The organism is Deinococcus depolymerans (assembly GCF_039522025.1).
Classification (GTDB): Bacteria; Deinococcota; Deinococci; order Deinococcales; family Deinococcaceae; genus Deinococcus; species Deinococcus depolymerans.
The window spans coordinates 25,537-36,946 of record NZ_BAAADB010000007.1; the positions used below are offsets into that span (position 1 = coordinate 25,537).

Annotated in this window: 14 protein-coding genes; 3 read left to right on the plus strand and 11 right to left on the minus strand. The window is 70.2% G+C overall.

The genetic code is table 11. From position 1 onward, the window contains the following. The first annotated feature begins 19 nt into the window (after positions 1 to 19). Both ABDZ66_RS04485 and ABDZ66_RS04490 read left to right on the plus strand, forming a co-directional pair. Positions 20 to 1,045 carry a RodZ domain-containing protein gene (locus ABDZ66_RS04485; RefSeq protein WP_343756518.1) on the plus strand — a complete coding sequence of 342 codons (1,026 nt, stop codon included), beginning with the start codon at positions 20 to 22 and terminating at the stop codon, positions 1,043 to 1,045. A gap of 133 nt (positions 1,046 to 1,178) precedes the next feature. Next, complete coding sequence (locus ABDZ66_RS04490; protein ID WP_343756520.1) at positions 1,179 to 2,318, plus strand: AI-2E family transporter; 1,140 nt, start codon at positions 1,179 to 1,181, stop codon at positions 2,316 to 2,318. Between the two features lie 291 nt (positions 2,319 to 2,609). Here ABDZ66_RS04490 and rplQ read toward each other — a convergent pair whose 3' ends face one another. From rplQ to infA, 7 genes are all read right to left on the minus strand, one after another. After that, the gene (rplQ, locus tag ABDZ66_RS04495) at positions 2,610 to 2,960 is read right to left on the minus strand and encodes a 50S ribosomal protein L17 (RefSeq protein ID WP_273989215.1); all 351 of its coding nucleotides are present in this window, start codon (positions 2,958 to 2,960) and stop codon (positions 2,610 to 2,612) included. A 27-nt stretch (positions 2,961 to 2,987) separates the two neighbouring features. Further along, positions 2,988 to 3,989 carry a DNA-directed RNA polymerase subunit alpha gene (locus tag ABDZ66_RS04500; RefSeq protein ID WP_343756525.1) on the minus strand — a complete coding sequence of 334 codons (1,002 nt, stop codon included), beginning with the start codon at positions 3,987 to 3,989 and terminating at the stop codon, positions 2,988 to 2,990. Between the two features lie 14 nt (positions 3,990 to 4,003). Further along, positions 4,004 to 4,624: a 30S ribosomal protein S4 gene (rpsD, locus tag ABDZ66_RS04505; protein ID WP_055362796.1), complete on the minus strand. Its 621-nt coding sequence runs from the start codon at positions 4,622 to 4,624 to the stop codon at positions 4,004 to 4,006. Between the two features lie 144 nt (positions 4,625 to 4,768). Continuing rightward, on the minus strand, positions 4,769 to 5,164 hold the full coding sequence (rpsK, locus tag ABDZ66_RS04510) for a 30S ribosomal protein S11 (protein ID WP_046843186.1): 396 nt from the start codon (positions 5,162 to 5,164) through the stop codon (positions 4,769 to 4,771). A 3-nt stretch (positions 5,165 to 5,167) separates the two neighbouring features. After that, on the minus strand, positions 5,168 to 5,548 hold the full coding sequence (gene rpsM / locus ABDZ66_RS04515) for a 30S ribosomal protein S13 (RefSeq protein ID WP_055362795.1): 381 nt from the start codon (positions 5,546 to 5,548) through the stop codon (positions 5,168 to 5,170). Positions 5,549 to 5,550: 2 nt separating this feature from the next. After that, positions 5,551 to 5,664, minus strand: a complete 114-nt coding sequence (gene rpmJ / locus ABDZ66_RS04520; protein WP_019012075.1) for a 50S ribosomal protein L36 — start codon at positions 5,662 to 5,664, stop codon at positions 5,551 to 5,553. A 117-nt stretch (positions 5,665 to 5,781) separates the two neighbouring features. Next, entirely contained in the window at positions 5,782 to 6,024 is a 243-nt protein-coding gene (gene infA, locus ABDZ66_RS04525) for a translation initiation factor IF-1 (protein ID WP_019012076.1), read from the minus strand. 213 nt (positions 6,025 to 6,237) lie between these two features. Here infA and ABDZ66_RS04530 point away from each other — a divergent pair, with 213 nt between their 5' ends. Further along, on the plus strand, positions 6,238 to 7,464 hold the full coding sequence (locus tag ABDZ66_RS04530) for a hypothetical protein (RefSeq protein WP_343756561.1): 1,227 nt from the start codon (positions 6,238 to 6,240) through the stop codon (positions 7,462 to 7,464). A 21-nt stretch (positions 7,465 to 7,485) separates the two neighbouring features. On the opposite strand, the gene ABDZ66_RS04535 is transcribed toward ABDZ66_RS04530, so the two are convergent. The 4 genes from ABDZ66_RS04535 to ABDZ66_RS04550 form a co-directional block, all read right to left on the minus strand. Continuing rightward, complete coding sequence (locus ABDZ66_RS04535) at positions 7,486 to 8,268, minus strand: DUF1731 domain-containing protein (RefSeq protein WP_343756563.1); 783 nt, start codon at positions 8,266 to 8,268, stop codon at positions 7,486 to 7,488. Beyond that, positions 8,229 to 8,480 (minus strand): hypothetical protein, encoded by a 252-nt coding sequence (locus ABDZ66_RS04540; RefSeq protein WP_343756565.1) that lies wholly within the window; start codon positions 8,478 to 8,480, stop codon positions 8,229 to 8,231. The genes ABDZ66_RS04535 and ABDZ66_RS04540 overlap by 40 nt, the downstream gene beginning before the upstream one ends. Positions 8,481 to 8,484: 4 nt before the next feature. After that, a complete protein-coding gene (locus ABDZ66_RS04545; protein WP_343756568.1) occupies positions 8,485 to 9,678 on the minus strand; it encodes a VWA domain-containing protein in 1,194 nt (397 codons plus the stop codon). Between the two features lie 346 nt (positions 9,679 to 10,024). Continuing rightward, complete coding sequence (locus ABDZ66_RS04550) at positions 10,025 to 11,404, minus strand: polysaccharide deacetylase family protein (RefSeq protein WP_343756571.1); 1,380 nt, start codon at positions 11,402 to 11,404, stop codon at positions 10,025 to 10,027. Positions 11,405 to 11,410: the final 6 nt, after the last annotated feature.

The window sequence follows — 11,410 nt, forward strand, 5'->3', positions numbered from 1 at the left end:
ACCGTGTAGGGTAACGGTTATGAGCTTTGGCGCCGCGCTGAAACAGGCCCGTGAATCCCAGGGGCTCACCACGCAGGACGTGGCCCTGCGCACCAAGATCCGCGGGGATTACCTCCGGGCACTGGAGGAAGGCAACACCAGCCTGCTGCCCGAACGCACCTTTGCCCGCTCGTACCTGCAACGCTACGCCCGTGAGCTGAGCCTGGACCCGGCGCCGCTGCTGGCGGAGTTCGACCGGAGCGTGCCCGCCTCGGCGGAAATGACGCAGTCCCTGCGCGGCCCCGCGGCGCGGCCTGCGGGCCGCGCCGCCCGGGGCCTGAGCCCCGCGCTGCTGGCCGGCGTGGCGACCGGCGTGATCATCCTGGGTGCCGGCGGGTACTACGCCCTGAGCGCCCTGCGGGCTCCCGCTGCGCCCGCGGCCACCACGGCGGCCGGCGCGGCCACCCCACCCGGTCCGGCTGCCGCGCCGGTCACGACCGTGCGCCTGAGTGTCAGCAGCGTCCCGAACGGGGCGCGCGTGTACCTCGACAACCGCGACCTTGGCGTGACGCCCGTGCAGTCCTTCCCGGTGGACGCCCGCCGGGACGCGCAGCTGCGCGTGGAAGCGCCGGGCCGCACGTCCCTGAAACAGACCGTGGACCTGAGCCGCAGCCGCAACCTGCGCGCGCAGCTGCAGCCCAGCGGTCAGGCCAGCGTGCTGGTGGACCTGAGTACGCCGGTCCCCGCGCCGGCCGGACCAGCGTCAGGCACCTCCACGCCCGCCGCCCCCGCACCGGCGCCCGCCGGTAAGGCCACCACGCCGGCCGCCCCCGGCAAGCCGGCCCAGGCAGTGAACGTGATGTTCAGCGGCGCCTCCTGGACCCGCGTGACCGACGCGGCGGGACGCGTGCTGTACCAGGGCACCCCGCCCGCCGGGACCGTCAAGGGCTTCCCGAAAGGCGTGACCATCCGCACCGGGAACGCCGGGGCCGTGAAGGTCGGCGTGAACGGCGCTGCGCCCGCCCCGCTCGGGCAGGCCGGGCAGGTCGTGACCCGCAGCTTCTGAAACCCGGCGGGACGGGGGGGCGAACGGTGAACGCCGTCGCCCCCCCGTTCCATCCGGGCTGACTGTGATCCGGCCGCCGGTGGTGCGGCGCGCCCGTCGCCGGCCCGGGCCGGTGCCGTACAGTGAAAGGAACGTGACCCCTCTCCCCTCCCCCCGACCGGACATCCTTCCGCTGAACGCCTTCCAGTACGCCTGGCGCAACCCCTGGCTCCGCCTGACCGTCTTCCTGCTGCTCGCATACCTGACGTACCGGCTGGTCGGTCAGATCCGGTCCGTGCTGATCGATTTCGCCGTCGCCTTCCTGATCGCCTACCTGGCCAACCCGCTGCTCAACTGGCTGGAGCGCGGCCGGGTCAAACGCGGACTGGGCGTGTTCTTCGTGGTGCTGGCCTTCCTGGCGCTGCTGGGACTGGCGGGCGTACTGCTGGCGACGATCTCCGGGCAGCTGGTGACCCTGCTGCAGAAACTGCCGGAGCAGATCGGCACCCTGGGAGACACCCTGGACCGCATGACCCGCTGGCTGAGCAACCTGGGCGTGCCGGGCCTGGGCAACACCCGCGCCCAGCTGATCGAGGCGGCCCAGAAGTACGTGCAGAACATTGGTCAGAACCTGATGCCGATCCTGCAGCGGGGCCTGAGTTCCACCGGTTCGATTCTCAGCGGCCTGCTGTCCATCGGGGGGGTGGTCGGGCAGGTGCTGCTGATCCTGCTGCTGAGCATCTACCTGATGCTGGACTACAGCCGCGTGAACGCCACGCTGCTGGGCGTGTTCCCGCGCCCCTGGCAGCCGCGCGTGCTGGAGGTCAGTGACCTGATCGGCACGGCTGTCGGCGGGTACGTGCGCGGCCAGCTGGTGATCGCCACGTTCATCGGGGTGTTCGTGTGGCTGGGACTCACGGTCATCGGCATTCCCAGCGCGGCGGCCATCGGCTTCCTGGCGGGTGCGTTCAACATCGTGCCGTACCTGGGGCCGATCATCGGGGCGCTCCCGGCCATCCTGCTGGCGCTCACGCTGCCCGGCGCGCTGCTGAAAATTCTGGTCGTGGTGGGCATCTTCGTGCTGGCCAACCAGATCGAGGGGAACTTCCTGAGCCCGTACATCCTGTCGCGCACCACTGACCTTCACCCGATCACGGTACTGGTGGCGATCCTGGTGGGTGTGGCGCTGCTGGGCTTCGCGGGGGCGTTGCTGGCCGTGCCGACCGTGGCGCTGGGAAAACTGCTGCTGCAGCGGTACTACTACCCCAGCCGCGTGTACACCGAAGGCCCCTGATACGGACTCGCAGAGCTGCCCCGCAGAGTGGGAGCGAAACGGGGTCCGGGCGTGGCGTTGGTAACCCGGTGGTGTTCCGGGTTGTTACCGAACCAGACGGAATCCGGATGACGCCTCCATTCTCTGCTTCGCAGCGGTTGCGGTCCGTCCTGCCCGTCAACCTTCACTCGCTCTCCTGGGGCGCTTGACAGGTCTGCCCGGCCATACAGCCTGCCTGTTTATGGCACCTGCTTCACAACAGCAGGAACCCCGCCACGGGGGCGGGGTTCCTGGCCTGGGTCCCGGGTGGGATCAGACGAGTTCGATCAGGGCCATGGTGACGCCGTCACCGCGGCGGGTGCCGACGCGCAGGATGCGGGTGTAGCCACCGGGACGCTCGGCGTACTTGGGGGCCACTTCGTCCATGACTTTACGCAGCACGTCGTTGTCGTGGATGTCGCGGGCCACCAGGCGGCGGGCGTGCAGGTCGCCGCCCTTGGCGGTGGTGATCAGTTTCTCGACGTAGGGGCGAAGCTCCTTGGCCTTGGTGAGGGTCGTCTGGATGCGACCTTCACGCAGCAGGGCCGTCGCCTGGGCGCGGGCCAGGGCGGTGCGGCTGCTGCTGTTGCGGTTGAGCTTGCGACCGGATTTACCGTGACGCATGGTGATTCTCCTTTGGGGTCAGTCGGCTCAGTCGCGCAGGGCGAGGCCGAACTGGGCGAGTTGCTGCTTGATTTCGTCCAGGCTGCGCTCGCCGATACCGGGGACCTTCTTCAGGTCGCGGTCGGAGAGGGCGCACAGGGCGTCCACGCTGTCGATGCCTTCTTCCTTGAGGGAGTGCAGCACGCGGGTCGTGAGACCCAGACCTTCGAGGGTCACGCGGGGTGAGTCCATCTCGGCGGGGTAATCGCCGGGGTTCAGGTTCAGCGAGGAGGTCTGGGGGGGCAGGTCGTACACGTTCGGCGCGGCGGGCGCGGGGGTGTAGACCGGCTGCTGGTACTCGGGGGTGGCGGCGGGGAGGGTTTCCACGTTGCCGAACACCGTGAGTTCATCGCGGAGGATCTCCACGCTCTTGTCCAGTGCGTCCTGGGGACTGACGCTACCGTCGGTCCAGACGCGCAGGATCAGGCGGTCCAGGTCGGTCTGCTGACCGACGCGGGTGTTTTCCACGTGGTACGCCACGCGGCGCACCGGGGAGAACACGGCGTCCACCGGAATGGAGTTGATGCGGTCCTTGGTGGCGTGCTTGTCGGCGGGAACGTATCCTTCGCCTTCCTCGACACGCACTTCCATGACCAGTTTGCCGTCCTCTGCGAGGTTGGCAATCACCAGGTCAGGGTTGACGATCTCAGCGTCGCTGGGGACCTCGAAGGCGCTGGCCCGCACGACGCCTTCGCCCTGCGCGCGCAGGGTCAGGGTCTTGGGGCCGCTCGCGTGGAATTTCACGACGAGCTCCTTGAGGTTCAGGATCATCTGGATCACGTCTTCCTTAACGCCAGGAATCGTGGAGAACTCGTGCAGGACGTCCTCGATGTACACGCTGGTGACAGCCGTGCCGGGGATCGAGGACATCAGGATGCGCCGGATGGGGTTCCCGATGGTGACGCCGTAACCGCGCGTGAGCGGTTCCAGGACGAACTCGCCGTAATCGCCGTCCACGCGGGCCTTGAGTTGAGGGCGCTTTTGATCCACTGGGGCCTCCTGATTTAGCGCGAGTAGTACTCGATGATGAAGTTCTCGTTGATGGGAAGGGCGAGGTCTTCACGCGCGGGGAGGCGGGAGAAGGTACCCTTGAAGTTCTCGGCGTCCAGTTCGACCCAGGGGCTGACGCGGCGGCGCTTCTGCGCTTCCATGTTCTCCTGGATGAAGCCGATCTTGCGGCCGAGTTCGGACACGCTGATCTCGTCGCCGATCTTGACGCGGTAGCTGGCGATGTCGACCTTCTTGCCGTTGACCAGGATGTGACCGTGGCCGACGAACTGACGGGCCTGCCGGCGGGTGCTGGCGAAGCCCATGCGGAAGACGACGTTGTCCAGGCGGCGTTCCAGCAGCTGCAGGAACACGGTGCCGGTCACGCCGGGAACGTTGGCCGCTTCCTCGAAGAGGTTACGGAACTGTTTTTCACCCATGCCGTACAGGCGGGCGAGTTTCTGCTTTTCGCGCAGTCGGACGCTGTAGTCGCTGGGGCGACCACGGCCGCGGCGCTGGCCGTGCTGGCCGGGCGCGTAGGGACGGCGGTCCAGGTACTTCTGGACTTTTTCGGTCTCCGCGAGGTTGATGCCTTCGCGGCGGCTCTGTTTGGTGATGGAACCACGGAAACGACCCATGTCTTAACTCTCCTTGCGGCGCGACTTCTGTGAAGTGCAGCCGGGTCTGCGGCCCTCTGTTGCCCGCCTCCGTTGCCTGTGGTGGGGCTTACGTCACCGGGAGGTGAGCGGTGGAGGCGGGGCAGGTGGGCGCGCGCGTGCGCTTTAGGCGCGGAACTTCTTCTTGGGGCGGCAGCCGTTGTGGGGGACGGGGGTGTCGTCCATGATGGACTTCACTTCGATCCCGCTGGCCTGGATGGCGCGGATGGCCTGCTCGCGGCCGGAGCCGGAGCCGCGCACGATCACGTCGACAATGTTCATGCCGAAGGTCTGCTGCGCTTTCTTCACCGCGTCGGCGGCGGCCAGCTGGGCGGCGTAGGGAGTGCCCTTCTTGCTGCCTTTGTAGCCGATCGTGCCGCCACTGCTCCAGGCAACGGAGTTGCCGTCGAGGTCAGTGATGGTGACGATGGTGTTGTTGTAGCTGGCGTGCACGTACGCGCGGCCAGCGCTGATGTTGCGCCGGGCGCGGCGCGGGGTCTTGCCTTTGGTACTCTTCGCCATGGCTTACTTCCTCGTCGCTTTCTTCTTGCCGGCGACGGTCTTGCGCGGCCCCTTGCGGGTACGGGCGTTCGTCTTGGTGCGCTGGCCGCGCACGGGCAGGCCGCGGCGGTGACGCAGGCCACGGTAGGCACCGATGTCCATCAGACGCTTGATGTTCTGACCGACTTCGCTGCGGAGGTCACCTTCGACCTTGTAGGTCTTCTCGATGGCTTCACGCAGGGTGCTCTGTTCCGCTTCGCTGAGGGTCTTGACGCGGGTGTCCGGGTTGATGCCGGTGGTCGCCAGGATTTCCTTGGAGCGGGTCAGGCCGATGCCGTAGATGTAGGTGAGCGCGATTTCGACGCGCTTTTCGCGGGGCAGGTCAACGCCAGCAATACGCGCCATGCTTAACCCTGCCTCTGCTTGTGCTTGACGTTGGTGCAGATGACCAGAACGCGCCCGTGGCGGCGGATCACCTTGCAGTTGTCGCACATCTTTTTGACACTGCTACGAACTTTCATGCTTCCTCCTCGCGCCGCCGCGCCCGCGCACCCCATCGTGGGTGCCTGGCTGGCAGCGCTCGACCCCCCTCCCACCTCTGGCAGGCGGGGAATCTGTGGGTACTTCGGCCTTCGGGCTTACTTGCGGTAGACGATCCGTCCGCGCGACGTGTCGTACGGACTGATTTCCAGAACCACACGGTCACCGGGCAGGATGCGGATGTAGTGAATGCGCATCTTGCCGCTGATGTAAGCCAGGAGATCGTGTCCTGTATCGAGCTTCACTCGGAAGGTCGTGTTCGGAAGTGCTTCCTCCACGACGCCCTCGGCCCGCACGGTATCGGACTCTTCCTTCTTACGCTTTTCCCGCTGTTCCGGCATTTTTCGTCTCGCCACGCAACCTCCAGGCTTGATACAAGCCAAACGTAAAGGTATCACGCGCTTCCCCGAAACAGCAAGCGTCCGTCCCGGGGGGGCCCGGACCAGCCAGTTACCCCGCCGCGACCGTTCGGCAATTCAGGACGGCAGGGGTGGGCTAGGTCATGCCGCGCACCTGCGCCTGCCCACCCCGCCCCGGCATGGCACGCTGAGACCATGCAGCCCCCAGCCACCCTGAGCGCCGCCCTGCGCCTGATCGCGCAGGCCCCGGCGCTGTGGCCCGGCTTCCACCCGCAGCGCACGCCCCTGCTGACCTTCGACGGCACGCACACCTGGCTGCACCAGTGCGCCCCCCCACCCGGACCGGGCTGGACCGCGCAACCGGACGGCTGGAGCTGGCCAGGCCGCCACCCCGACCTGAACGCGAACACCGCGCTCCCCCTGGGAGACGGCCGGTGGGCGGCGGGCGTGCTGCTGCCCAGCCTGGGCGAACCGGACGCCCGGACCCTGGCCGCCATCCTGATCCACGAGGCCTTTCACGCCTACCAGCACGCCACTCCCTCGGTCGCGTGGGAGGTGAGCGAACTGGACGCCCTCACCTACCCGGCCCACCCGGCCGTGCTGCACGCCCGCGCCGAGGAAACCCACTGCCTGCGCCGCGCCCTGCACGAACCCGACTGGCTCACCCCGGCCCGGCAGGCGCTGTCCTGGCGCGCGCAGCGACACGCCCTGCTGACCGTCGCGCAACGCACCTTCGAGACCCGGATGGAGACCCGCGAAGGACTGGCCACCTACGTGGAAACCCGCTTCCTGCAGCAGTTCCCGGCGCTGGATCCCGCTGCCGCTCCGGGCCTGGGGCCGCGCCGCTGGGCGTATGTCAGCGGCGCGGCCCTGGCCCACCTGCTCGACCGCCGCGACCCGCACGGCCCGTCACCCTGGCCGCAGGCCGCGCTGACCGGGCAGTCCCTGGCCGACCTGCTGCTCGAACGGACCGGCACCCCGCTTCCGGCCGCGCCGCACGCCGACCTGCAGGCCGCCGCGCGGGAGGCGGCCGCCACCCACGCCGCGCAGCTTCAGGCGCAACTGGACGCCTTCCAGGCCCAGCCCGGCCCGCGCCTGCACCTCCGGGGCGCGCTGCGCGTGTGCAGCTTCGACCCCATGAACCTCCACCCCCTGCCCGGCGGCGACCTGCTGCACGCCCGGCAGCTTCAGCTGCGCAGGGACGGGCCCGACCACCTGCGCGCCCAGCTGGGCACCTTCGGCCACCCTGCCCGCACCGGCGGTCCCTCGCTGTCGCACGTTCAGGAGGTCACGCTGCGCGGCCTGCCCGCGCCCACCGTGCAGGGGGACCGCTGGCAGGTCCGCACGCCCAGCCTGACCGTGGACCTGCCCGCCGACGCCGTCTCCCCGGACGCGGACGGCTGGACGGCCCGCTGGCCCTGAGCGGCGGGGTCGGCCTCCGCCTCACCGGGCAGCGTGGCCCACCCGGCGCGCCTCGCGGACCAGATCACGGATCGCCCCCGGCCAGCTGGGATGCTCGAACGTGAAGCCCGCCTGCAGCAGGCGCCCCGGCACCACCCAGCGGCTCTTGAGCAGCAGTTCCGGCTCGGAGTCCATGACGGCGGCGCCCAGGCCGATCAGCGCCGCCGTGGACGGCACGCCGAGCGGCACCCTCCACGCCCCCCGGTAGGCGCGCAGGAAATCGGCGTTCGGCAGGGGGTGCGGGGCGGTCACGTTCACCGGTCCCGACAGCGGCGTCCCGATCAGGAACTGCGCGGCGCGGCAGAAATCCCGCTCGTGAATCCACGACACGTACTGCCCGCCCCCGGCCATCGGGCCGGCCCCACCCAGCCGGACGACCCGGTCCGTGGTTTCCATGACGCCGCCCGCACCGACGCCGTACACCATGGCGGTGCGCAGGGCCACACGGCGGGTGCTGGGCAGGTGCAGTTCGTTCAGGGCGGCCTCCCAGCGGGTCGCGACGTCCACGCTGAACCCCACGCCCGGCTCGCCTGAATCCTCGTCCTGCGGGCGGTCGCGGGCGTCGCGGTAGAGGGTCGCGGTGGAACTGTTCAGCCACACGGCCGGGGGCCTCTCCACGGCCGCCATGGCGCGCCCCAGCGCCCGCGTGCTGTCCAGGCGCGAGGTGTAGATGTCCAGCATGTTCTGCGCGGTGTACCGGCAGTTGACAGTGCGGCCTGCGAGGTTCAGGACGCGGCCGTCGCGCCGTCGATCTCGCGCACCCACCTGCCCTGCCTCAGCGCGTCCCAGGGCACCCAGCGCCCCGGCGTGGGCACCGGCGGGCGCGAACGCGACACGATGACCACGTCCCAGTCCTGCGCCGCGAAATGCCGCGCCACGGCCCGGCCCAGGACGCCGCTGCCCCCGGGGATCACGAGGCGGGGCGCAGCGTCGGATCGGACCGGTTCGAGTCGGTTCAGGTCGGGTCGGGGCGTCATGCGCTCAGCCTACGCCGCCCCCACGCACCACGAGTCCCTGTTCGCCCGCCCAGGTGCCCACGTCGTCCCCGCGGATCGCGGCGGCCATCAGGCCAGGGAAATGACCGGGCGTGCAAGCGAACGCCGGGATGCCCATGCCCGACAGGGCGCGCGCCACGCCATGGTCGTAACTGGGCGCGCCGTCGTCCGACAGGGCCAGCAGGGCGATGACGTTCACGCCGCTGTCTTTCAGGGTGCGGGCGCGGGCCAGCATCTCGCGCTCGTTCCCGCCCTCGAACAGGTCGCTGACCAGCACCAGAATGGTCTGCTCGGGCTTCTGGATCACCCCCTGGCAGTACGCGAGCGCCCGGTTGATGTCGGTGCCGCCGCCCAGCTGGATGCCGTACAGGACGTCCACCGGGTCGTCGAGGTGCTCGCTGAGGTCCGCGACCTCCGTGTCGAACACCACGACACGCGTACTGACCGCCGGGAGGCTGGCGAGGACCGCGCCGAACACACCCGCGTACACGACGCTGCTCGCCATGCTGCCCGACTGGTCCAGGCACAGGACAATGTCACGCAGGGAGCGGCGCCGGCGGCCCATGCCGACCAGCCGCTCAGGGATGATGGTGTTCTTCCCCGGCTGGTAGGTCTTGAGGTTCGCGCGGATGGTCCGGTCCCAGTCGATCTCGGCCGGGCGGGGCCGGAAGTTGCGCTGCGCGCGGTTCAGGCTGCCGGTCACGGCGGCGCGGGTGGGTTCCTCCAGCCGCCGCGTCAGGTCGTCCACCACCCGGCGCACCACGGCGCGGGCCGCGTCCCTGGCCCGCTCCGGCATCACGCCGCGGAGGCTCAGGAGCGTCCCGACGAGGTTCACGTCCGGCTCCACCCCGCCGAGCATCTCGGGTTCGAACAGCAGCTGCTGCAGGTTCAGGCGTTCGATGGCGTCGCCCTGCATGACCCGCACCACGTCCTGCGGAAAGAACTCACGCAGATCGGCGAGCCAGCGGGCCACCTTCGGAGCGCTCGCGCCCAGCCCGCCGCGCCGCGCGCCCGGTTCCGCGTCGTACAGACCGCCCAGGGCGTCGTCCATCCGGCGGTCCAGGGAACCCAGGCTGACCTGCGCCGCCCCGCCGGGACCGCACGCCAGCCCGTCGGCGTCCCCGCCGCCCAGCACCAACCGCCAGCGGCGTAACCGTTCCGTGTCTCCCGTGTCTGTCATGCTCCTGCCTCCCCTGCCGTGCATGCGCGGCCTCTCACCGCCCTGCAGAGCCGTTCTCCGAATGACGGCATCGGAACAACAGATGTCCGGTGCCTCCCCATTCCCTGCTTCGCCGCTGTTCCAGTCCGTCCTGACCGTCCACCTTCACCCGCTCTCCTGCGGAGCTTGATAACTCCACCCGGCCATGAAGGCTGCCTCTTTACGCCAACCGCTCTCATCCGGCTTCCGTCTGTCTCGCCCTCCACCCGCAACAGCACCGGGTTGCCAAGCCCGCCGGTCCGCCCTGCTCCCACGCTGCGGAGCGGCTCTCCGAATCCGTGTAAGACCAGGCGGCCCCACCCGCGACCTACCAGACGGACGTGAACTTCACGCCGAAGCGCCCGCCGCCGCCCACCTCGGCAGTCAGGGCGTAACTGCCGATCCGGTACTCGGCTTCCACGAACGGACCGGGCCTCTCCCCCCAGCGGTACCCGCCGCCCAGCCGCAACGGACGGCCCTCACCGCTCTGCCAGGGCACCGCGGCCCGCAGGCCCAGCTGCGTGCCCGAGGGGTCATGGGCGGCCGTGACCACCCAGTAATCCGCCGGGATGAACGTGCCGCCCCACCCCCACTGCCATGCGCCCTGCAGTCGGCTGGCCCGGCCCCACAGCTCGCCGTGTCCGCCCAGCGCGACCGCGCCGCCCAGCAGCGGGCCGCTGCGGTCCACTCCGGCGGCCAGCGTGAACGGCGCGACGTTGAACGCCACGCCCGCCCCGGTGTACGCACCGTTCCCGGCACCGACCCCGCGCCGCGCCGCGACGTTCACACTCCAGGCCCCCTCCCGCCACGCCAGCCGGGTCTCGCGCTCGCCGCGCCACGCGGCGCTGATCAGGCCGTTTCCCAGCAGCTCGTAGTGCGCCGGATTCCAGGTCAGGGGGGGCAGCGTGGCCGGGTGCTCGCCGCGCAGGCCATCCAGGGCGGGTTCCGTGACGCTCAGCAGCAGCAGCGGCACGCGGGCGTCCAGACCCCAGCGGACCCGCATGGGCAGCAGCGACTCGTCCCACGCGGTGATGGCCGGGGCGGGCAGGGCCATGGGGTCCGCGCGGCCCAGCGCGGGCGGGCCGCCCGCCACGCCGCACTGCAGTCCCTGCCCGCGCGCCTCGCGCCTCACCCGCGCGTCGTGACGGTTCAGCGGGTACGCCACGCAGCGGGGCGCGGCGCCAGCGGCCTCCTGTTCCGGGACCGTCAGTTCACGGCGCAGACCGGCGGGACTCAGGTCCGCCAGGGCCGCGTGCGCGTGGGTGTGCGTGCCGATCTCCCACCCGGCCTCCCGGAGTTCCTGCACCTGCGCGGCACTCAGACTGCCGGGCCGCCCCACCCGCGACCAGATGACGTACGCCGTGCCGGGCACCCCCTGGGCGCGCAGCACCGGAAACGCCAGCCGGTACACGCTCTCGAACCCGTCGTCGAACTGAATGACCGCCACCCGCTCACGGACCGGCGCGCGGGCCGCCTCGCTGGACGTCACGAAACGGTAGCCCATGCGGCGCAGCGTCTCGATGCGGCGGTTCAGGGCGTCCGGGGAGATGCCCAGCGACGCCCCGCCACTCACGCCCACCTGATGGTAGACGAGCACCACGGGCGCCGACCGCGCCGTGCCCAGCAACGCCAGCCCGGCCAGCACCGCAAGCAGCAGTCGAGGCAGCCGCAGACGGGCCGGCGTGAACGGAACGGCGGGGTTCGGCATGGCAGA

Bases quoted from the DNA above. Each gene is read 5' to 3' on its own strand.
- ABDZ66_RS04485 (WP_343756518.1), top strand. From the start codon at position 20: ATGAGCTTTGGCGCCGCGCTGAAACAGGCCCGTGAATCCCAGGGGCTC.
- rplQ (WP_273989215.1), bottom strand. From the start codon at position 2,960: ATGCGTCACGGTAAATCCGGTCGCAAGCTCAACCGCAACAGCAGCAGC.
- rpsD (WP_055362796.1), bottom strand. From the start codon at position 4,624: ATGGGTCGTTTCCGTGGTTCCATCACCAAACAGAGCCGCCGCGAAGGC.
- rpsK (WP_046843186.1), bottom strand. From the start codon at position 5,164: ATGGCGAAGAGTACCAAAGGCAAGACCCCGCGCCGCGCCCGGCGCAAC.
- rpsM (WP_055362795.1), bottom strand. From the start codon at position 5,548: ATGGCGCGTATTGCTGGCGTTGACCTGCCCCGCGAAAAGCGCGTCGAA.
- rpmJ (WP_019012075.1), bottom strand. From the start codon at position 5,664: ATGAAAGTTCGTAGCAGTGTCAAAAAGATGTGCGACAACTGCAAGGTG.
- infA (WP_019012076.1), bottom strand. From the start codon at position 6,024: ATGCCGGAACAGCGGGAAAAGCGTAAGAAGGAAGAGTCCGATACCGTG.
- ABDZ66_RS04530 (WP_343756561.1), top strand. From the start codon at position 6,238: ATGCAGCCCCCAGCCACCCTGAGCGCCGCCCTGCGCCTGATCGCGCAG.
- ABDZ66_RS04540 (WP_343756565.1), bottom strand. From the start codon at position 8,480: ATGACGCCCCGACCCGACCTGAACCGACTCGAACCGGTCCGATCCGAC.
- ABDZ66_RS04545 (WP_343756568.1), bottom strand. From the start codon at position 9,678: ATGACAGACACGGGAGACACGGAACGGTTACGCCGCTGGCGGTTGGTG.
- ABDZ66_RS04550 (WP_343756571.1), bottom strand. From the start codon at position 11,404: ATGCCGAACCCCGCCGTTCCGTTCACGCCGGCCCGTCTGCGGCTGCCT.